Below are 19,951 nucleotides of genomic sequence, written 5' to 3' on the forward strand. Positions count from 1 at the left end.
TAGATATGCGAATTCCTTACTTCCCCCTCCCTGCTTAGCAGGTATGCTGGGGCGGTATCCCAATTTCATACAGTTAAGGACAGGCCATGAGTAAGATTTATGAAGACAACTCGCTGACTATCGGTCATACGCCCCTGGTTCGACTGAACCGTATCGGTAATGGACGCATTCTGGCGAAGGTCGAATCTCGTAACCCGAGCTTCAGCGTAAAATGCCGTATCGGTGCAAACATGATTTGGGATGCTGAAAAACGTGGCGTGCTGAAGCCTGGCGTTGAACTGGTTGAACCGACCAGCGGTAACACCGGTATCGCTCTGGCCTATGTCGCTGCCGCGCGTGGCTACAAACTGACGCTGACCATGCCGGAGACCATGAGTATCGAACGCCGCAAACTGCTCAAAGCACTCGGCGCGAACCTCGTACTTACCGAAGGTGCGAAGGGCATGAAAGGTGCCATTCAGAAAGCGGAAGAGATTGTCGCCAGCGATCCGGCAAAATATCTGCTGCTGCAGCAGTTCAGCAACCCGGCTAACCCGGAAATTCACGAGAAGACCACCGGACCGGAAATCTGGGAAGATACTGACGGTCAGGTTGACGTGTTTATCTCCGGCGTTGGTACCGGCGGCACCCTGACCGGCGTGTCACGCTATATAAAAGGCACAAAAGGTAAAAAAGATCTGATCACCGTTGCGGTTGAACCCACCGACTCACCGGTTATCACCCAGGCACTGGCGGGCGAAGAACTCAAGCCGGGTCCGCATAAAATCCAGGGTATTGGCGCGGGCTTCATTCCGGGCAACCTGGACCTGAAGCTGATCGATAAAGTGGTCACCATCACTAACGAAGAAGCCATCTCTACCGCGCGTCGTCTGATGGATGAAGAAGGCATTCTTGCCGGTATCTCTTCCGGTGCTGCTGTTGCGGCAGCGCTCAAACTTCAGGAAGATGAAGCCTTTACCAATAAGAATATTGTGGTTATCCTTCCTTCCTCGGGTGAGCGTTACTTGAGCACCGCACTGTTTGCCGATCTGTTCACTGAAAAAGAGCTGCAACAGTAATGCCAGCATGTTAATAACGCGTAAAAAAGCACCTTTTCAGGTGCTTTTTTGTGGCCTGCTTCAAACTTTTGCCCCTCCTGGCATTGCTTCACCCCGTTGGGTCTGGTATTTAAACCAGCAATTATTTTGATGCGTGAAATTAATCAGTGAACGAAATAGCCTTGCTGAATCGATTTTATGATTTGGTTCAAGTCTTGCTTTCGCTGCATAATGTTTAATGACGATCGAAACGTCAGCGCTAACAATACAGGCTAAAGTTCAGTCGCCAGGCTAGACTTTAGTTCCACAACACTAAACCTATAAGTTGGGGAAATACAATGTTCCAGCAAGAAGTTACCATTACCGCTCCGAACGGTCTGCACACCCGCCCTGCTGCTCAGTTTGTTAAAGAAGCGAAAGGCTTCACTTCTGAAATCACTGTGACTTCCAACGGCAAAAGCGCCAGCGCAAAAAGCCTGTTCAAACTGCAGACTCTGGGCCTGACTCAGGGCACCGTAGTCACCATTTCTGCGGAAGGTGAAGACGAGCAGAAAGCAGTTGAGCATCTGGTAAAACTGATGGCTGAGCTCGAGTAAGTTTCCGGGTTCTTTTAAATATCAGTCACAAGTAAGGTAGGGTTATGATTTCAGGCATTTTAGCATCCCCGGGTATCGCTTTCGGCAAAGCACTGCTGCTGAAAGAAGACGAGATCGTCATCGACCGGAAAAAAATTTCTGCCGACAAGGTTGATCAGGAAGTTGAACGTTTTCTGAGCGGTCGTGCCAAGGCATCTGCGCAACTGGAAGCAATCAAAACTAAAGCTGGCGAAACTTTCGGTGAAGAAAAAGAAGCCATCTTCGAAGGGCATATCATGCTGCTCGAAGATGAGGAGCTGGAGCAGGAAATCATAGCCCTGATTAAAGATAAAGGCATGACGGCCGACGCGGCTGCGCATGAAGTTATCGAAGGTCAGGCAACTGCCCTGGAAGAACTGGATGATGAATACCTGAAAGAACGTGCGGCTGACGTACGTGACATCGGTAAGCGCCTGCTGCGCAACATCCTGGGTCTGGCCATCATCGACCTGAGCGCGATTCAGGATGAAGTGATCCTGGTTGCCGCTGACCTCACCCCGTCCGAAACCGCACAGCTGAACCTGAAAAAGGTCCTCGGTTTCATTACCGACGCGGGTGGCCGTACCTCCCACACCTCTATTATGGCCCGTTCTCTGGAACTGCCTGCCATCGTGGGTACCGGTAGCGTCACCTCTCAGGTGAAAAACGGCGACTATCTGATTCTGGATGCCGTAAACAATCTGGTTTACGTCAACCCAACAAACGAAGAGATCGAAAAACTGCGCGCGGTTCAGGAGCAAGTTGCGACTGAAAAAGCGGAACTCGCTAAGCTGAAAGATCTGCCAGCCATCACCCTGGACGGCCATCAGGTTGAAGTGTGCGCAAACATCGGTACCGTACGTGACGTTGAAGGCGCTGAGCGCAACGGTGCGGAAGGTGTGGGTCTCTATCGTACAGAATTCCTGTTCATGGATCGTGACGCGCTGCCTACTGAAGAAGAGCAGTTTGCTGCGTATAAAGCCGTAGCAGAAGCGTGTGGCTCTCAGGCGGTTATCGTCCGTACTATGGACATCGGTGGCGACAAAGAGCTGCCATACATGAACTTCCCGAAAGAAGAGAACCCGTTCCTGGGCTGGCGTGCAGTGCGTATCGCCATGGATCGCAAAGAGATCCTGCGTGACCAGGTGCGCGCAATTCTGCGTGCCTCTGCTTTCGGTAAACTGCGCATCATGTTCCCGATGATCATCTCTGTTGAAGAAGTGCGTGCACTGAAGAAAGAGATCGAAATCTACAAACAGGAACTGCGCGACGAAGGTAAAGCGTTTGACGAGTCAATCGAGATCGGCGTGATGGTGGAAACCCCAGCAGCCGCGACCATTGCGCGTCATTTAGCCAAAGAAGTTGATTTCTTTAGTATCGGCACCAATGATTTAACGCAGTACACCCTGGCAGTTGACCGTGGTAATGATATGATTTCACATCTCTACCAGCCAATGTCACCGTCCGTACTGAACTTGATCAAGCAAGTTATTGATGCTTCTCATGCAGAAGGTAAATGGACTGGCATGTGTGGTGAGCTTGCAGGCGACGAACGTGCTACACTTCTGTTGCTGGGTATGGGTCTGGACGAATTCTCTATGAGCGCCATTTCCATCCCGCGCATTAAGAAGATTATCCGTAACACGAACTTCGAAGATGCGAAGGTGTTAGCAGAGCAGGCTCTTGCTCAACCGACAACGGACGAGTTAATGACGCTGGTTAACAAGTTCATTGAAGAAAAAACAATCTGCTAATCCACGAGATGCGGCCCAAATTACTGCTTAGGAGAAGATCATGGGTTTGTTCGATAAACTGAAATCTCTGGTTTCTGATGATAAGAAAGACTCCGGAACTATTGAGATTGTTGCTCCGCTCTCCGGCGAGATCGTCAACATCGAAGACGTGCCGGATGTAGTGTTTGCTGAGAAAATCGTTGGTGATGGCATTGCTATCAAACCAACTGGCAACAAAATGGTTGCTCCAGTTGACGGCACCATCGGTAAAATTTTTGAAACCAACCATGCGTTCTCTATCGAATCTGATAGCGGTATCGAACTGTTCGTTCACTTCGGTATCGACACCGTTGAACTGAAAGGCGAAGGCTTCAAACGTATCGCGGAAGAAGGCCAGCGTGTGAAAGTTGGCGACCCGGTAATTGAATTCGATCTGCCACTGCTGGAAGAAAAAGCCAAGTCTACCCTGACGCCGGTTGTTATCTCCAACATGGACGAAATCAAAGAACTGATCAAACTGTCTGGCAGCGTCACCGTGGGTGAAACCCCGGTTATCCGCATCAAGAAGTAATTCTTGCCGTACAGAAAAATGGCGCCTTCGGGCGCCATTTTTGTTTATGCGGGAAGGATAAGCTCGTCGTACCCTTTCGACTGGGTGTACAACATCACGTCAGTCACCCGATCCCCCGCCATGCGGATAGCATCGGCAACGGTTTTCCCCTCAACGATACCACTGACCAGCTCGGAACAGAACAGATCGCCCGTCCCTTTCAGATCGGTTTCTACGCGCGGATGCGCGCTAACGGTAACGCCCTCTTTCGTCACCAGCACCACGTGGATGTTGTGCGGGTCGTCAGCGACCGGCGCGCTGGTAATCGCCACCCATTTCAGGGAATCGGAAAGCAGCCCCTGCGCTGCCGCGACGGCGCTTTCCGGCGTGCGGCACGGTTTTCCGCTTAATACTTCCAGTTCATAGACGTTTGGCGTAATGCCCTGCGCCAGCGGCAACAGGTGCTCCCGATACGCTTGCGGAATATCCGGCTTCACGTACATTCCACTGTCAATGTCGCCAATAACCGGGTCGACCAGTACCAGCAGGTCAGGATGGTGCGCTTTGACCGCCTTCAGCCACTGAGCCAGCAGGGCGATCTGGCTGGCGCTGCCCATATAACCGGTGGTAACCGCTTTAAGCTCGCGCAGGATCTCGCGTTCTTCCAGCGCCTTCAGGTAGCCGCTGAACCACTCATCGGGGATCACGCCGCCGTAGAAAGTGTCATAGTGCGGCGTATTGCTGAACAATACCGTCGGCACGGCGGTGACGTTCAGCCTGTGGGTACGAATATTCGGAACCGCAATGCTGTTCCCCACGCTGCCATAAACCACCTGCGACTGCACTGCGACAATATCGGTTTGCTGCGCCCGGGTGTTATCCCGGAATAAAATCATCTCCATGACGCTTAAATTCCCGCCCCCTGCGAATAACTCTCTTCACCAAAGACGCCGGTAGACAGATAGCGATCGCCGCGGTCGCAGATAATCGCGACCACAACGGCGCCTGGATTCGCCTGCGCAACGCGCAACGCCCCCGCTACCGCGCCACCCGAGCTGACCCCGCAGAAGATGCCTTCACGCACGGCCAGCTCACGCATGGTATTCTCCGCCTCGCGCTGGTGAATATCCAGCACCTGATCCACCAGCTGCGCATTAAAAATGCCCGGCATGTATTCTGCTGGCCAGCGGCGAATCCCCGGAATGCTGCTCCCCTCTTCTGGCTGCAGGCCAACGATAGTGACGGCTTTTTCCTGCTCGCGCAGAAAACGCGACACGCCGGTGATGGTGCCGGTGGTGCCCATGCTGGAGACAAAATGGGTAATACGTCCGTCGGTTTGCTGCCAGATTTCCGGGCCGGTGGTGGTGTAATGCGCGTAGGGATTATCCGGGTTGTTGAACTGATCGAGCAACTTACCTTCGCCACGCTCCGCCATTTCTAAGGCTAAATCGCGTGCGCCTTCCATCCCCTGCTCTTTGGTGACCAAAATCAGCTCGGCCCCGTAGGCGCGCATTGCGGCGCGGCGCTCCTGGCTCATGTTGTCCGGCATCAGCAGCTTCATGCGGTAGCCTTTCAATGCCGCAATCATTGCCAGTGCAATCCCGGTATTGCCGCTGGTGGCCTCAATCAACACGTCGCCGGGCTTTATCTCACCGCGTTTTTCAGCCTGGACAATCATCGACAGCGCCGCACGGTCTTTCACCGAGCCTGCCGGATTATTGCCCTCAAGTTTGACCCAGATTTCACTGCCGTTGTCTGGCCCCATGCGCTGAAGCTTGACCAGAGGAGTGTTGCCGATGGTGTGTTCGAGTGTAGTCACGATTTTTACTCAATAAAAAAGCCGGGGGCGCGCAGCGATCCCGGCCTACAAGACGCAGTGATAACTGTAGGCCCGGTAAGCGCAGCGCCACCGGGCGATAAACATCCTAATAACCTATCAGGCTGACTCCGCCAGAGCAATATCCTCGCGCGTCTCGATGCGCTCCTTCCCGTGATAAATACGGGCATGCTGCAGGCCGACAAACAGACGCTCGCCCCGGTGCGGCGGCACATCATCACGCATGACGACGGTCAGCGGCTCGGTATACCAGCCTAGCGGCTGTACCACCAATTGGGTGTAGTGCCCTTTAGGGCTAGCTTCCAGTACCTGCACTGGCAGCGGTGAATCCAGGCTGGTGCGGCGGCTCACGTCCACTTCCCACGGACGCAGGAACAGATCGACCGGCCCCTGATGCGCGGAGGTATAGCCCAGCGGCCAGCGGTGCGCGCCGACGTGGAACTGTCCACCGCGAATGGTGCCCTGCAGACGATTCACTTCACCCATAAATTCCAGCACGAAACGGGTCGCCGGTTCACGCCAGAGCTGCTCCGGCTCGTCAACCTGCTCGATGTTGCCCTGGCTCATGACCACCACGCGGTCCGCCACTTCCATCGCCTCTTCCTGATCGTGGGTCACAAAGACGCTGGTAAACTTCAGCTCTTCATGCAGCTGACGCAGCCAGCGGCGAAGTTCTTTACGCACCTGCGCATCCAGCGCGCCGAACGGTTCGTCCAGCAGCAGAATTTGCGGCTCAACGGCCAGCGCACGTGCCAGCGCGACACGCTGTTTCTGTCCGCCAGACAGCTGCGCCGGGAAACGATCCGCCAGATGTGCCAGCTGCACCATCTCCAGCAGCTTAGTCACTTTCGCTTTGATGGTGGCGGCATCCGGGCGTTCGCGACGCGGCAGCACGGTCAGGCCAAACGCAATGTTGTCAAACACGGTCATGTGGCGGAACAGCGCATAGTGCTGGAACACAAAACCCACTTTACGATCGCGGGCATGCAGGCGGCTCACGTCGGTGCCGTGAAAGCGAATGTGCCCGCTGGTCTGATGCTCAAGCCCGGCGATAATTCGCAGCAGCGTGGTTTTACCCGAGCCAGACGGCCCCAGCAGCGCCACCATTTGTCCGGAAGGGATATCCAGCGAGATATCATTCAGCACCTGGGTGCGACCAAAAGACTTCTTAATATTGGCAATCTCAATGCTCATGATTTCCCTCCTGATGCTGACGTTTTTCCTGATTCTCTAAACGCCACTGCACCACACTCTTCAAAAACAGGGTCAAAATAGCCATCAGCGTCAGTAACGCTGCGGCAGTAAAGGAACCGACGGTATTGTAGTCCTGTTCCAGTAATTCAATCTGTAACGGCAGCGACAGGGTTTCACCGCGGATGGAGCCAGAGACGACGGAAACGGCACCAAACTCACCAATCGCTCGGGCGTTGGTCAGCACCACGCCGTACAGCAGCGCCCAGCGGATATTTGGCAGCGTCACGCGACGGAACATCTGCCAGCCTGACGCGCCCAGCAGCACCGCCGCTTCGTCTTCGTTGCTCCCCTGGCTTAACATCACCGGCACCAGTTCGCGCACCACAAACGGACACGTCACGAAGATGGTCACCAGCACCATACCCGGCCAGGCGAACATGACCTGCAGGTTATGCTCATCCAGCCAGCCGCCCAGCGGGCCGTTAGAGCCGTAAAAGAGCAGGTACACCAGACCCGCCACCACCGGCGACACGGCAAACGGAATATCCAGCAGGGTCAGCAGCAGCTGACGTCCCGGGAAGTTAAAACGCGTCACCAGCCACGCCAGTAGCGTCCCGAACACCAGGTTCACCGGCACGGTGATCAGGGCAATCAGTACGGTCAGCCAGATGGCATGGAGCATGTCCGGATTCGCCAGGTTCTCCAGCGCGGGCATCAGCCCCTTGCTGAACGCCTGAACGAAGATATACACCGTCGGCACGACGAGAATGAGGGCGGACACCAGCACGCCCACACCAATCAGAAACCATTTACCCCAGTTGATACGGGGAGCATCGTATCGCTTCAATTGCGTAACTTCCGCCATCAGTGACCTACCACACGTCGACCAAAGCGACTTTGCAGAGTGTTAATTGAGTACAGCAGCAGCAGTGAGGCTGCGAGGATCACCGAAGCAATGGCGCTCGCCGCCGGATAATCAAACTCCTGAAGACGGATGAAGATCATCAGCGAGGTGACCTCCGTCTTCCAGGCAATGTTCCCGGCGATAAAAATCACCGCGCCGAATTCACCGAGGCTGCGGGTAAACGACAGCGCAACGCCCGCCATCAGCGCCGGGGAGAGTTCCGGCAACACGACCTTGCGGAAACTCTGCCAGCGCGAGGCCCCCAGCGTTTCCGCCGCTTCTTCATATTCCGGACCCAACTCTTCCAGCACCGGCTGCACGGTACGCACCACAAACGGGATGCTGGTAAAGGCCATCGCCACCGCGATACCAAGCCAGGTATAGGTGACTTTGATATCAAGCTTTGCCAGCCACTCACCGTACAGTCCGTTCACGGAGAAGAGCGACGCAAGGGTTAAGCCCGCAACAGCCGTCGGCAGCGCAAACGGCAGATCCATCAGTGCGTCAAGCAGCGTGCGGCCAGGGAAACGATAGCGGGTTAAGATCCACGCCATCAGCAGGCCGAACACACCGTTAAAAATGGAGGCGACAAACGCCGACAGCAGCGTCACTTTATAGGCGGCCACCACCTGCGGGTTGGTGACCACGTCCCAGTATTGCGCCCAGCTCATCTGCGCAAGCTGCATAACCAGTGCGCTGAGCGGCAACAACAGGATCAGGCAGACGAACAGCAGGCTGGTCCCCAGACTTAAGGTAAAGCCCGGCAGCACGCGTTTGGTCGAGACTGCAAACATTACTTACGCCCCGCCGCCAGCAACTTGTCTAACTCACCGCCGCTGGCAAAGTGCGTTTTCATCACCTCAGGCCAGGAGCCGAAATGATCTTCCACGCGGAACAGTGCGGTCTGCGGGAATTTATCCTTCAGTTTGTTCATCACGTCCGGGTTATTCACGCGGTAGTAGTAATCGGTAATGATGGTCTGCGCCTGCGGGCTGTACAGATAGTTGAGATAGGCTTTTGCCGCTTTCTCAGTACCGTTTGCCTTCACGTTTTTATCCACCCACGCCACCGGGAATTCGGCCAGAATGTTGGTTTTCGGGATAACCACCTCAAAGCCCTGCGCTTCATACTGTTTGCGGATGTTGTTCACTTCCGACTCAAAGCTGATCAGCACATCGCCCAGCCCACGTTCTGCGAAGGTGGTGGTTGCCCCGCGGCCGCCGGTATCAAACACTTCAACGTTTTTCAGGAACTGGGTCATGAACTGCTCGGTTTTGGCTTTATCGTTACCGTCGGCCTTGTCCGCCGCACCCCACGCCGCCAAATAGGTGTAACGCGCGTTACCGGAGGTTTTTGGGTTCGGGAAAATCAGCTTCACGTCAGAACGCACCAGGTCGCTCCAGTCGTGGATATTTTTCGGGTTACCTTTACGCACCAGGAAGCCCATGGTGGAATAGAACGGCGAGCTGTTATTCGGCAGACGGCTCTGCCAGTCAGCAGGGATAAGTTTGCCCTTGTCGTGCAGGATCTGCACGTCAGTAACCTGGTTGTAGGTCACGACATCCGCCTTCAGTCCCTGCAATATCGCCAGCGCCTGTTTGGAAGAACCGGCATGGGACTGTTTGATGGTCAGCTTATCGCCGTTATTGTCTTTCGCCCACTGCTGTTCAAACGGTGGGTTAAGGGCGGCAAACAGCTCGCGGGAGACGTCGTACGAACTGTTCAGCAGCTCAGTCGCCTGCGCCTGGGCCACCAGCAATAAACCTGCCAGCGCCAGAGTTCCTTTTTTCAGTACAGTAACGGCCATTGCGCACCCTTATAAATGTGATGACTATCTTATAGTCATAATATTTATAACGAGGTCGAAAGGAGTAACGGTTTTATATACCGTTTGGTGATTTAGAAGCAGAAAAGGGAATAAGGCTGCAATCCCCCTCTCCCCTGCGGGGAGAGGGTTCGGGTGAGGGGCGTTAAAGCGCCAGCAGACGCTCAACGGACGGCGCGAAGTAATAGCCGCCGGTTACCGGCTTGGTGAAGCGCAGCATCGCGTCGCGCTTGCCGTCAGTGTCGCCGAACATGCTCATCAACTGCTGCTCGATGTTATACAGGCGTGCGCAGTACGCGCAGAAGTAAAGACCATGGGTGCCGCTTGCGGTGCCATACGGCAGGCTCTGGCGGACAATCTTCAGCCCTTTGCCCTCTTCTTTGAGGTCAACGCGGGTCAGGTGAGAGGTCACCGGACGGTCATCGCCGTCGATCTCTTCGTTCGCCTCTTTGGTGCGACCAATCATCATCTCCTGGTCGTGCACGCTCATGCGGTTAAGCTGCTTGAGGTTATGCTCCCAGCGCTGCACGAACACGTAACTGCCGCCCGCGTCCACGCCATCTTTGATGACCGCCACGTCACGACGCGTCTCTTCACCCGCCGGGTTTTCCGTGCCGTCGACGAAGCCGCTCAGATCGCGCTCTTCTACCCAACGGAAACCGTGAACTTCTTCCTGCACCTCAATGCTGTCGCCGAATGCTGCCACCGCGGCCTGGGCAACGGAGAAGTTAACATCGTGACGCAGAGAGAGAATATGAATGAGCAGATCGTACTGGGTGGCCGGGGCCAGACCTTTACCGTAAGGGATAAAGTCTTTCAGCTCTTCCGCCCCTTCGCCGCCGCTCAGCTGACGCCAGACGTTATTGCCAAACGCAACAACGGCGCCGAGATGGGCATCAGGGAATTTGGCCTGGAACGTCGCCAGTTTATCAACAAACGCTTTACTGGCCGCACGCAGGGCATCCACGTCCCCTTTGACATTGGCTTCGATCCAAATCGCCGCGCGGCAATGTTCTGGCAAAATGCCACTCTGAACCTGAGACATCGCTCCTCCTGAAATAAAGATGCCACGTCAGCGTGGCATTGATGGCGGGTATTATACCCGGATTTCAGCGAGGCGGTTTGTTCAGGCGCAAATTACTGCTTCCAGACTATTTTGCTCACTTTCCAGCTTTTCAGCGTGTCGTCAGACGGCATTAATCCCTCCGGACCGCTCCAGGTACCGGTGAAGACATAGCTGATGTGCTGGCTGCCTTCCGCCTTACATTCCACCGCGACGCCCTCGTCGGAAGGCGCGCTGGTGCAGTTGCCAAAGGCTTGTTTATACAGATCGCTAAACGGCGTACCCACTTTCACACCGCTGGCGGTCGGGATTTCGTCGTCGAGCACCGCAATGCGGTTCACCGTGCCTTTATCGCCATTAATCACCAGCGCCAGTTTGTCCCCTTTTAGCGCTTCAAAGTACCGCACAATGTTGCCATTCTCGGTTTTCATGCCGCTACGCAGGCGGTAGTCACTGCTCAGGGCGTCCTGAATGGCATCCTGATCGAGCGCGGTTGATGCGGTAATTTTTCCTACGCCCTGCTCGGTCACTTCCGTGGACGCGCCAAACCAGTTCCACGGATAGGCTGCGGACCAGTTGATGGAGGAGAGCGTTGAACAGCCGGTTAATGCCAGCGGGAGAGCGCATAAAAGTAAACGCAGCGATTTCATTGAAACGTCCTTACGTGTTAAATCAACGCTTGTTGGAGTACGACTTCGGTAAAAAGTGCCGTTCTAATCTGACTCTTGCGTAAAACAGGCGCGTAGCCGGGGATTTGTCAGCAGCCACAGCAACGCCACAATATCCGCGATCACCAGCGCAATCCCGATACCCGTTAGCGGTTCACCGTACCACCAGAGTACAGGCTGCCAAAAGAGTAGCGCAGTCTGGGCAATGATCAGCAGCCAGCGAAGCGCGCCCCAAAAGCGTGGAATCAGATGCCGCCGTCCGCTGACCAAAAACGCCAGAACGGCGGGAATGCCCGGCAGTAAGCCAAGCCAGAAGGCATCGTGATCGGGATAGAAGAGATTCAGCAGCGTGTCGCCCTGCCCGCGCGACGCGCCAGCCATCACAAACAGCACCCAGGTTCGCGCCTGCAGCAGCAGAACGCACCAGAATAAAAAAGGCAGCCTGAGGCGGCCCTGCGCGTCATAGTCTCCCGGGAGGATCTCAGTACTCTTCATCTTCGATCAGGCGCTTACCTAAATTCAGCACGTCAGAGTGCTCATAGCCCAGACGTTCATACATGCCCAGCACCACATCGTTATCTTCCCGCACCATGATCTGAATTTTCGGGCAGCCGCGAGCAATCAGCTTCTTCTCAAGCCGGTTCAGTAACGCATTCGCGATGCCACGCCCACGGTATTCCGGATGGACCCCCAGATAATAAGCCGAGCCGCGATGGCCGTCATAGCCGCCCATGACGGTGCCGACAACCTCGCCATTCACTTCCGCGACCAAAAACAGACTGACGTCGTGATTCACCTTCCGTTCGATGTCCATCTCCGGATCGTTCCACGGACGCAGCAAATCGCAGCGCTCCCAAAGGGTGATCACCTCTTCGAAATCTTCCTGGCGAAAAACGCGTATCTCCATGGTATTAACCGCCTTTTCGGGTTCAAAAACAGTGATTATGGCGCGTACGGGACGTTTAGCCAATAACCGGGGAAAATCTCGCCAAAATTTGGCATAATGTCACTTTGTCACGTATTGAAATGAAAAGTAAAACAATTCTCAATAAGGACTGTCGTAACGGGAAACACGATACGATATAACACCAGGACCCCTTTTTTTAGTATTCAGGCCGCATGAGCACATTCAAACCATTAAAAGCACTCACATCGCGTCGTCAGGTTCTCAAAGCGGGGCTGGCGGCCTTAACGTTAACCGGTATTGCAAAGCAGGCTCAGGCGAAAGACGAGAGCACGCTCAAAACCAGTAACGGACACAGTAAACCCAAAACCAAAAAGCCAGGCGCAAAGCGTCTGGTGATGCTGGACCCGGGCCACGGCGGGATTGATACCGGCGCCATCGGCAAAAACGGGTCAAAAGAAAAACACGTCGTGCTGGCGATTGCAAAAAACGTGCGCGCAATTTTACGCAGCAACGGCATTGACGCCCGGCTGACGCGCTCTGGCGACACCTTTATCCCGCTGTATGACCGCGTGGAGATCGCCCATCAACACGGCGCGGATCTGTTTATGTCGATTCACGCTGACGGCTTTACCAACCCGTCAGCCGCGGGCGCGTCGGTGTTTGCCCTGTCCAACCGTGGGGCCAGTAGCGCCATGGCAAAATACCTCTCCGACCGTGAGAACCGGGCGGATGAAGTGGCCGGGAAGAAGGCCACGGACAAAGATCATCTGTTACAGCAGGTGCTGTTCGACCTCGTGCAGACGGACACCATCAAAAATAGCCTGACGCTCGGCTCGCATATCCTGAAACGGATTAAGCCGGTGCACCGCTTGCACAGTAAAAGCACCGAGCAGGCGGCGTTTGTGGTGCTGAAGTCACCTTCAATTCCGTCCGTACTTGTGGAAACATCTTTTATTACCAACCCGGAAGAAGAGCGGCTGCTCGGCACCACGGCGTTTCGCCAGAAGATTGCTAACGCCATCGCCTCCGGCATTATCAGTTACTTCAACTGGTTCGATAACCAAAAAGCGCACGCCAGGAAACGTTAATGAAACCCAATGCTCAACTGGTCAAAACGTTCCTGCTGCAACTGCAGGATGAGATTTGCCAGAAACTGGCCGCCGCAGACGGCGGTGAATTTCAGGAGGATAACTGGCTGCGTGAGGCAGGCGGCGGTGGCCGCAGCCGCGTATTGCGAAATGGCGGCATCTTTGAACAGGCGGGGGTGAATTTTTCCCACGTTCATGGTGACGCTATGCCCGCCTCTGCGACAGCGCATCGTCCTGAGCTGGCGGGCCGAAGTTTTGAAGCGATGGGCGTTTCGCTGGTGGTGCATCCGCATAATCCGTTTGTGCCGACCAGCCACGCTAACGTACGCTTTTTCATTGCTGAAAAACCGGGGGCCGATCCGGTCTGGTGGTTCGGCGGCGGTTTCGACTTAACGCCCTACTACGGTTTCGAAGAGGACGCCGTGCATTGGCACACCACCGCGCGCGACCTTTGTCTGCCGTTTGGCGAAGACGTCTACCCGAAATTTAAAAAGTGGTGCGATGACTACTTTTACCTGAAGCACCGCGACGAGCAGCGCGGCATCGGTGGACTGTTCTTTGACGATCTCAACACGCCCGATTTTGATACCGCGTTCAGCTTTATGCGCGCGGTGGGCGAAGGCTTTACTGAGGCCTATTTGCCCATTGTCGAACGACGTAAAGATATCGACTATGGCGTGCGCGAGCGCGAATTCCAGCTTTATCGCCGCGGGCGCTACGTGGAGTTTAACCTGGTGTGGGATCGCGGGACGCTCTTCGGCCTGCAGACCGGCGGGCGCACGGAGTCGATTTTAATGTCGATGCCACCGCTGGTACGCTGGGAATACTGTTACGAGCCAAAAGAAGGCAGCCCGGAGGCTGCCTTGAGTGAGTTTCTGAAAGTACGCGACTGGGTGTAATTGCCGGATGGCGCTGCGCTTATCCGGCCTGGTTAACCCGTAGGTCGGGTAAGCGAACGCGCCACCCGACGCACCGCCGCTACAGAGGCTGCGTCTGCGCCTCAACCACCGCCAGCGCCACCATGTTCACGATGCGTCGCACAGAAGCAATCGGCGTTAATACATGCACCGGTTTCGCCACGCCCATCAGTACCGGCCCTACGGTCACCCCTTCAGAGCTGGATACGCGCAGCAGGTTGTAGCTAATACGCGCCGCTTCCACGTTCGGCATAATCAGGATGTTTGCCGAGCCTTTCAGCGGGCTGTCCGGCATACGCTCGTTGCGGATGCTTTCCACCAGCGCGGCATCGCCGTGCATTTCTCCGTCAATCATCAGCTCCGGCGCACGCTCGCGCACCAGCTCCAGCGTCTGACGCATTTTGCACGCCGCCGCTGATTTAGACGAACCAAAGTTAGAGTGCGATAGCAGCGCCACTTTCGGCTCAATACCAAAGCGACGCACGGTTTCTGCCGCCATCACGGTGATCTCCGCCAGCTCGTCCGGGGTTGGATCGTCGTTAACGTAGGTATCGGCGATAAACGTGTTCCCGCTTGGCAGCAGCAGCGCGTTCATCGCTCCGGCGGCGTGAACCCCTTCGCGGTAGCCGAAGATCTCCTGCACCACGCTGAAATGCTCGTGGTAATCGCCGATGGTACCGCAGATCAGCGCATCCGCTTCGCCGCGATGGACCATAATCGCGCCGATCACCGTGGTATTGCTGATCACCGCCCGCTGCGCCTGCTCCTGGGTGATCCCACGACGCTTCATGATCGCGTAGTATTCGTTCCAGTACTCTTTAAAGCGCGGATCGGATTCGTTATTGACGATCTCAAAGTCCACACCCGGCTTAATCTGCAGCCCCAGTTTCTGAATGCGCATCTCGATGACGCTCGGACGACCGATCAGGATCGGCTTCGCCAGCCCGAGGCTCACCAGCTCCTGGGTGGCATGCAGCACGCGCGCCTCTTCCCCTTCCGCCAGCACCACGCGTTTTGCGTCCGCGCGGGCCTGAGAGAAAATTGGCTTCATAAACAGGTTGGTTTTGTAGACGAACTCGGTGAGTTTATCGACGTAAGCGTCGAAGTCCTGGATCGGACGCGTTGCCACGCCGGAGTCCATTGCCGCTTTGGCCACCGCTGGCGCGATCTTCACGATCAGTCGCGGGTCAAACGGTTTAGGGATGATGTAGTCAGGCCCGAAGCTCAGATCCTGATCGCCATAGGCAGAAGCCACCACTTCGCTCTGCTCGGCATGCGCCAGCTCCGCGATGGCGTGAACCGCTGCCAGCTTCATCTCTTCGTTGATCGCCGTTGCGCCAACGTCCAGCGCGCCACGGAAGATGAACGGGAAGCAGAGCACGTTGTTCACCTGGTTCGGGTAGTCCGAACGGCCGGTACAGATAATGGCGTCTTCACGCACCGCTTTCGCCAGCGGCGGCAGAATTTCCGGTTCAGGGTTCGCCAGGGCCAGGATCATTGGCGCACGCGCCATCTTCTTCACCATCTCCTGGGTCAGCACTTTCGGGCCCGAGCAGCCGAGGAAGATGTCCGCACCGTCAATCACGTCCTCAAGCGTGCGTTTGCCGTCATCGTCCACCGCATACGCCGCTTTGGTTTCCGCCATGTTTGGCTCACGGCCTTTGTAGATCACGCCTTTGGAATCGCAAACCACGATGTTGTGTTTCTGCATCCCCAGCGCCACCAGCAGGTTCATACAGGCGATGGCCGCCGCGCCCGCGCCGGAGACCACCATACGCACGTCGGAAAGATTTTTCTCGACCACGCGCAGGCCGTTCAGAATGGCGGCGGTGCTGATAATGGCCGTACCGTGCTGGTCGTCATGGAACACGGGGATGTTCATACGCTCGCGCAGCTTCTGCTCGATATAGAAACATTCCGGCGCTTTGATGTCTTCCAGGTTGATACCGCCGAAGGTTGGCTCCAGCGCGGCGACGACGTTAATGAATTTATCCGGGTCCAGCTCGTCCACTTCGATATCGAACACGTCGATACCGGCGAATTTCTTGAACAGAACGCCCTTCCCTTCCATCACCGGCTTACCCGCCAGCGCACCAATGTTGCCAAGGCCGAGTACCGCCGTACCGTTAGAGATCACCGCGACCAGGTTACCGCGCGCGGTGTACTTATAGGCCGCCAGCGGATCTTTTTCGATTTCCAGACACGGTGCCGCCACGCCCGGTGAGTAGGCAAGAGCCAGATCGCGCTGAGTCGCCAGCGGCTTGGTTGGGGAAACCTGGATTTTGCCCGGAACGGGGAACTCGTGAAAATCGAGGGCACTCTGTTTCAACTGCTCATCCATCTTATTTTTCCTTTCACGTATCGGTCAAAAGGGTGACGTTTGCGATCCTGATGCACACCCGGGTGTGCCGCCTAGTATCGCCTCAGGACAGCGCATAAACTTTGAAGGCTGCCAAACTCTCACCATCACACATTAAAAATTGTTATCAATTTATAACAGCCATGTTACCCGTCTCAAAAGCAATGCCTCCCCCGTCTGCTATGCTTTTTTGTTAAGTCCATCATGATTTTCTCAGAAGTGTGAACTAACGCACTCATCTAACTCTTTTATTTCCAAGGAGTAATGATTTATGAACCAGCTAGACGGCATCAAACAATTCACCACCGTGGTTGCGGACAGCGGCGATATCGAGTCGATTCGCCACTATCAGCCGGAGGACGCGACCACCAACCCTTCCCTGCTTCTGAAAGCGGCAGGGCTTGCCCATTTTAGCCATCTGATTGATGACGCGATTGCTTACGGCAAGAAGCGCGGCAAAACGCAGGAGCAACAGGTTGCCGAAGCCAGCGACAAACTGGCGGTTAATTTTGGTGCAGAAATTCTGAAAAGCATTCCAGGACGCGTCTCGACCGAAGTGGACGCCCGCCTCTCGTTCGATAAAGAAAAGAGTATTACGAAAGCGCGTCGTCTGGTTGAACTCTACCAGGAGCAGGGAATTGATACGTCACGCATTCTGATCAAGCTCGCGTCAACGTGGGAAGGTATCCGCGCGGCAGAGGTGCTGGAAAAAGAGGGTATCCACTGCAACCTGACGCTGCTGTTCTCGTTTGCACAGGCACGCGCCTGTGCTGAAGCGGGCGTGTTCCTCGTCTCGCCGTTTGTCGGGCGCATCTACGACTGGTATCAGGCGAAACAGCCCATGGACCCGTACGTAGTCGAGGAAGATCCAGGCGTGAAGTCAGTGCGAAATATCTACGACTACTACAAACAGCACCGCTATGAAACCATCGTGATGGGGGCCAGCTTCCGCCGTACCGAGCAGATCCTCGCCCTGGCAGGCTGCGACCGCCTGACCATCTCCCCTAACCTGCTTAAAGAATTACAGGACAAAGAAGAGACGGTGATCCGCAAACTGGTGCCAACCTCCACCGTCCTGCCGAAACCGAAGGCCATGACCGAAGCCGAGTTCCGCTGGGAGCACAATCAGGACGCGATGGCCGTGGATAAACTGGCGGAAGGCATCCGCCTGTTCGCCATCGACCAGCGCAAACTTGAAGACCTACTCGCCGCCAAACTTTAACCTTGCCATGGAGTGAACTATGTCCCGTAAAGAGCTCGCCAATGCCATCCGCGCCCTCAGCATGGATGCCGTGCAGAAAGCCAATTCAGGCCACCCTGGCGCCCCCATGGGCATGGCTGATATTGCCGAAGTGTTGTGGAACGACTTCCTGAAGCACAACCCCAACGATCCTGCCTGGTACGATCGTGACCGCTTTATTCTGTCTAACGGCCACGCCTCGATGCTGCTCTACAGCCTGCTGCACCTGTCCGGCTATGATCTGCCGCTTGAGGAGCTGAAGAATTTCCGCCAGCTGCATTCGAAAACCCCGGGTCACCCGGAAATCGGCTATACGCCGGGTGTCGAAACCACCACCGGACCGCTGGGTCAGGGGCTGGCCAACGCCGTCGGACTCGCGATTGCCGAACGCACGCTGGCGGCACAGTTTAACCAGCCGGACCACGAGATTGTCGATCACTACACGTACGTGTTTATGGGTGACGGTTGCCTGATGGAGGGGATTTCGCATGAAGTCTGCTCGCTGGCGGGCACGCTGGAGCTCGGCAAGCTGATCGGCTTTTACGACCACAACGGCATCTCCATTGACGGGGAAACCGAGGGCTGGTTCACCGACGACACGGCGAAACGCTTCGAAGCCTATCACTGGCACGTCGTGCATGAGATCGACGGCCACGATCCTGAAGCGGTGAAAAAAGCGATTCAGGAAGCGCAGAGCGTGAAGGACAAACCGTCCCTGATTATCTGCCGTACGGTCATCGGCTTTGGCTCACCAAACAAAGCAGGCAAAGAAGAAGCGCACGGCGCGGCGCTCGGCGAAGAAGAGGTGGCACTGACCCGACAGAAACTGGGCTGGAAATACCCGCCGTTTGAGATCCCGAAAGAGATCTACAAGGCATGGGATGCGCGCGAAACGGGTGAAAAAGCCCAGCATGCCTGGAACGAAAAATTTGCCGCCTACAAAAAAGCATACCCGGAACTGGCGGCTGAGTTTTCCCGCCGCATGAGCGGTGGACTGCCGGAAGACTGGGACGATAAAACCCAGGCACTGATTGAAAACCTGCAGTCTAACCCGGCGAAAATCGCCACCCGTAAGGCGTCGCAAAACACCCTGAATGCCATCGGCCCTATCCTGCCCGAACTGCTCGGCGGCTCGGCGGATCTGGCGCCGAGTAACCTGACCATCTGGTCGGGCTCGAAATCGCTGAAAGAGGACATCGCCGGAAACTATATCCACTACGGCGTGCGCGAGTTCGGGATGACCGCCATTGCCAACGGTATCGCCCATCACGGCGGCTTCGTGCCCTACACCGCCACCTTCCTGATGTTCGTTGAGTACGCCCGTAACGCAGCGCGCATGGCGGCGCTGATGAAGGCCCGGCAGATCATGGTCTACACCCACGACTCTATCGGGCTGGGTGAAGATGGCCCGACGCACCAGGCGGTGGAACAGCTGGCGAGCCTGCGCTTAACGCCAAACTTCAGCACATGGCGTCCGTGCGATCAGGTCGAAGCGGCAGTGGGCTGGAAGCTGGCGGTTGAGCGCCATAACGGCCCGACGGCGCTGATCCTGTCGCGTCAAAACCTGGCGCAGATTGAGCGCACCCCGGAGCAGGTGAAAAATATCGCCCGCGGCGGGTACATCCTGAAGGACAGCGGCGGCAAACCGGACGTGATCCTGATTGCCACGGGTTCTGAGGTGGAAATTACGGTGAAAGCGGCGGAGAAACTGACTGCCGAAGGTCACGCGGTGCGCGTCGTTTCCCTGCCTTCAACGGATATCTTTGATGCCCAGGACGAGGCATACCGTGAATCGGTGCTCCCCTCCAGCGTCGCGGCGCGCGTGGCGGTGGAAGCGGGAATTGCCGACTACTGGTATAAGTATGTGGGGTTGAAAGGGGCGATTGTCGGTATGCGGGGCTACGGTGAGTCCGCCCCTGCCGACAAGCTGTTCCCGTACTTCGGCTTTACCGTTGAGAACGTGGTGGAGAAGGCGTTGAGTGTGCTTTAGTGCGGTCTTCGTTGCCGGGTGGCGG

Annotated in this window: 19 protein-coding genes; 8 read left to right on the forward strand and 11 right to left on the reverse strand. The window is 55.9% G+C overall.

The features are described from left to right. Positions 1-86: 86 nt before the first annotated feature. The 4 genes from cysK (at position 87) to crr (ending at position 3,955) form a co-directional block, all read left to right on the forward strand. Positions 87-1,058 carry a cysteine synthase A gene (gene cysK / locus G0034_RS16670; RefSeq protein ID WP_014884739.1) on the forward strand — a complete coding sequence of 324 codons (972 nt, stop codon included), beginning with the start codon at positions 87-89 and terminating at the stop codon, positions 1,056-1,058. 317 nt (positions 1,059-1,375) lie between these two features. Beyond that, the gene (gene ptsH / locus G0034_RS16675; RefSeq protein ID WP_000487600.1) at positions 1,376-1,633 is read left to right on the forward strand and encodes a phosphocarrier protein Hpr; all 258 of its coding nucleotides are present in this window, start codon (positions 1,376-1,378) and stop codon (positions 1,631-1,633) included. Between the two features lie 44 nt (positions 1,634-1,677). After that, positions 1,678-3,405 (forward strand): phosphoenolpyruvate-protein phosphotransferase PtsI, encoded by a 1,728-nt coding sequence (gene ptsI / locus G0034_RS16680; protein ID WP_014884740.1) that lies wholly within the window; start codon positions 1,678-1,680, stop codon positions 3,403-3,405. A 40-nt stretch (positions 3,406-3,445) separates the two neighbouring features. Beyond that, entirely contained in the window at positions 3,446-3,955 is a 510-nt protein-coding gene (gene crr, locus G0034_RS16685) for a PTS glucose transporter subunit IIA (protein WP_003861316.1), read from the forward strand. Between the two features lie 44 nt (positions 3,956-3,999). Here the strand turns inward: crr and pdxK are convergent, their stop codons facing one another. From pdxK to G0034_RS16735, 10 genes are all read right to left on the reverse strand, one after another. After that, positions 4,000-4,836 carry a pyridoxine/pyridoxal/pyridoxamine kinase gene (pdxK, locus tag G0034_RS16690; RefSeq protein WP_023338619.1) on the reverse strand — a complete coding sequence of 279 codons (837 nt, stop codon included), beginning with the start codon at positions 4,834-4,836 and terminating at the stop codon, positions 4,000-4,002. Between the two features lie 5 nt (positions 4,837-4,841). Next, positions 4,842-5,753 (reverse strand): cysteine synthase CysM, encoded by a 912-nt coding sequence (gene cysM / locus G0034_RS16695; RefSeq protein ID WP_045268314.1) that lies wholly within the window; start codon positions 5,751-5,753, stop codon positions 4,842-4,844. 117 nt (positions 5,754-5,870) lie between these two features. Further along, on the reverse strand, positions 5,871-6,965 hold the full coding sequence (cysA, locus tag G0034_RS16700) for a sulfate/thiosulfate ABC transporter ATP-binding protein CysA (protein ID WP_008501607.1): 1,095 nt from the start codon (positions 6,963-6,965) through the stop codon (positions 5,871-5,873). Further along, positions 6,955-7,830: a sulfate/thiosulfate ABC transporter permease CysW gene (cysW, locus tag G0034_RS16705; protein ID WP_023331041.1), complete on the reverse strand. Its 876-nt coding sequence runs from the start codon at positions 7,828-7,830 to the stop codon at positions 6,955-6,957. Before cysW ends, cysA begins: the two co-directional genes overlap by 11 nt. After that, the gene (gene cysT / locus G0034_RS16710) at positions 7,830-8,663 is read right to left on the reverse strand and encodes a sulfate/thiosulfate ABC transporter permease CysT (protein WP_023331042.1); all 834 of its coding nucleotides are present in this window, start codon (positions 8,661-8,663) and stop codon (positions 7,830-7,832) included. The genes cysW and cysT overlap by 1 nt, the downstream gene beginning before the upstream one ends. Further along, positions 8,663-9,676, reverse strand: a complete 1,014-nt coding sequence (locus G0034_RS16715; protein WP_023331043.1) for a sulfate ABC transporter substrate-binding protein — start codon at positions 9,674-9,676, stop codon at positions 8,663-8,665. Before G0034_RS16715 ends, cysT begins: the two co-directional genes overlap by 1 nt. A gap of 163 nt (positions 9,677-9,839) precedes the next feature. After that, entirely contained in the window at positions 9,840-10,739 is a 900-nt protein-coding gene (locus tag G0034_RS16720; protein WP_023331044.1) for a Dyp-type peroxidase, read from the reverse strand. Between the two features lie 92 nt (positions 10,740-10,831). Further along, positions 10,832-11,407 (reverse strand): RpoE-regulated lipoprotein, encoded by a 576-nt coding sequence (locus G0034_RS16725; RefSeq protein ID WP_014884748.1) that lies wholly within the window; start codon positions 11,405-11,407, stop codon positions 10,832-10,834. A gap of 63 nt (positions 11,408-11,470) precedes the next feature. Next, on the reverse strand, positions 11,471-11,920 hold the full coding sequence (locus G0034_RS16730) for a DUF2919 domain-containing protein (protein WP_179121114.1): 450 nt from the start codon (positions 11,918-11,920) through the stop codon (positions 11,471-11,473). Continuing rightward, a complete protein-coding gene (locus G0034_RS16735) occupies positions 11,907-12,332 on the reverse strand; it encodes a GNAT family acetyltransferase (RefSeq protein ID WP_014884750.1) in 426 nt (141 codons plus the stop codon). Before G0034_RS16735 ends, G0034_RS16730 begins: the two co-directional genes overlap by 14 nt. Before the next feature lie 212 nt (positions 12,333-12,544). On the opposite strand from G0034_RS16735, the gene amiA reads away from it, so the two are divergent. Both amiA and hemF read left to right on the forward strand, forming a co-directional pair. Further along, a complete protein-coding gene (gene amiA / locus G0034_RS16740) occupies positions 12,545-13,420 on the forward strand; it encodes an N-acetylmuramoyl-L-alanine amidase AmiA (protein ID WP_014884751.1) in 876 nt (291 codons plus the stop codon). After that, positions 13,420-14,319 carry an oxygen-dependent coproporphyrinogen oxidase gene (hemF, locus tag G0034_RS16745; protein WP_045268317.1) on the forward strand — a complete coding sequence of 300 codons (900 nt, stop codon included), beginning with the start codon at positions 13,420-13,422 and terminating at the stop codon, positions 14,317-14,319. The genes amiA and hemF overlap by 1 nt, the downstream gene beginning before the upstream one ends. Positions 14,320-14,398: 79 nt before the next feature. Here hemF and maeB read toward each other — a convergent pair whose 3' ends face one another. Continuing rightward, a complete protein-coding gene (maeB, locus tag G0034_RS16750; protein ID WP_014884753.1) occupies positions 14,399-16,678 on the reverse strand; it encodes an NADP-dependent oxaloacetate-decarboxylating malate dehydrogenase in 2,280 nt (759 codons plus the stop codon). A 289-nt stretch (positions 16,679-16,967) separates the two neighbouring features. Here maeB and tal point away from each other — a divergent pair, with 289 nt between their 5' ends. Both tal and tkt read left to right on the forward strand, forming a co-directional pair. After that, positions 16,968-17,918 (forward strand): transaldolase, encoded by a 951-nt coding sequence (gene tal, locus G0034_RS16755; RefSeq protein WP_179121115.1) that lies wholly within the window; start codon positions 16,968-16,970, stop codon positions 17,916-17,918. Between the two features lie 19 nt (positions 17,919-17,937). Further along, positions 17,938-19,926, forward strand: coding sequence for a transketolase (gene tkt, locus G0034_RS16760; RefSeq protein WP_032635905.1), 1,989 nt, complete (start codon positions 17,938-17,940; stop codon positions 19,924-19,926). Positions 19,927-19,951 lie beyond the last annotated feature (25 nt).

Origin of the sequence: Enterobacter sp. T2, from assembly GCF_010692925.1 — a bacterium.
Lineage (GTDB): Bacteria > Pseudomonadota > Gammaproteobacteria > Enterobacterales > Enterobacteriaceae > Enterobacter > Enterobacter kobei.

What these genes read in the sequence shown, in the direction of transcription:
- G0034_RS16730 (WP_179121114.1), bottom strand. Translation starts at nt 11,920, where the DNA reads ATGAAGAGTACTGAGATCCTCCCGGGAGACTATGACGCGCAGGGCCGC.
- amiA (WP_014884751.1), top strand. Translation starts at nt 12,545, where the DNA reads ATGAGCACATTCAAACCATTAAAAGCACTCACATCGCGTCGTCAGGTT.
- cysT (WP_023331042.1), bottom strand. Translation starts at nt 8,663, where the DNA reads ATGTTTGCAGTCTCGACCAAACGCGTGCTGCCGGGCTTTACCTTAAGT.
- G0034_RS16720 (WP_023331044.1), bottom strand. Translation starts at nt 10,739, where the DNA reads ATGTCTCAGGTTCAGAGTGGCATTTTGCCAGAACATTGCCGCGCGGCG.
- maeB (WP_014884753.1), bottom strand. Translation starts at nt 16,678, where the DNA reads ATGGATGAGCAGTTGAAACAGAGTGCCCTCGATTTTCACGAGTTCCCC.
- G0034_RS16725 (WP_014884748.1), bottom strand. Translation starts at nt 11,407, where the DNA reads ATGAAATCGCTGCGTTTACTTTTATGCGCTCTCCCGCTGGCATTAACC.
- ptsH (WP_000487600.1), top strand. Translation starts at nt 1,376, where the DNA reads ATGTTCCAGCAAGAAGTTACCATTACCGCTCCGAACGGTCTGCACACC.
- ptsI (WP_014884740.1), top strand. Translation starts at nt 1,678, where the DNA reads ATGATTTCAGGCATTTTAGCATCCCCGGGTATCGCTTTCGGCAAAGCA.
- crr (WP_003861316.1), top strand. Translation starts at nt 3,446, where the DNA reads ATGGGTTTGTTCGATAAACTGAAATCTCTGGTTTCTGATGATAAGAAA.
- cysW (WP_023331041.1), bottom strand. Translation starts at nt 7,830, where the DNA reads ATGGCGGAAGTTACGCAATTGAAGCGATACGATGCTCCCCGTATCAAC.
- cysA (WP_008501607.1), bottom strand. Translation starts at nt 6,965, where the DNA reads ATGAGCATTGAGATTGCCAATATTAAGAAGTCTTTTGGTCGCACCCAG.
- tkt (WP_032635905.1), top strand. Translation starts at nt 17,938, where the DNA reads ATGTCCCGTAAAGAGCTCGCCAATGCCATCCGCGCCCTCAGCATGGAT.
- pdxK (WP_023338619.1), bottom strand. Translation starts at nt 4,836, where the DNA reads ATGGAGATGATTTTATTCCGGGATAACACCCGGGCGCAGCAAACCGAT.
- G0034_RS16715 (WP_023331043.1), bottom strand. Translation starts at nt 9,676, where the DNA reads ATGGCCGTTACTGTACTGAAAAAAGGAACTCTGGCGCTGGCAGGTTTA.
- cysK (WP_014884739.1), top strand. Translation starts at nt 87, where the DNA reads ATGAGTAAGATTTATGAAGACAACTCGCTGACTATCGGTCATACGCCC.
- G0034_RS16735 (WP_014884750.1), bottom strand. Translation starts at nt 12,332, where the DNA reads ATGGAGATACGCGTTTTTCGCCAGGAAGATTTCGAAGAGGTGATCACC.
- hemF (WP_045268317.1), top strand. Translation starts at nt 13,420, where the DNA reads ATGAAACCCAATGCTCAACTGGTCAAAACGTTCCTGCTGCAACTGCAG.
- tal (WP_179121115.1), top strand. Translation starts at nt 16,968, where the DNA reads ATGAACCAGCTAGACGGCATCAAACAATTCACCACCGTGGTTGCGGAC.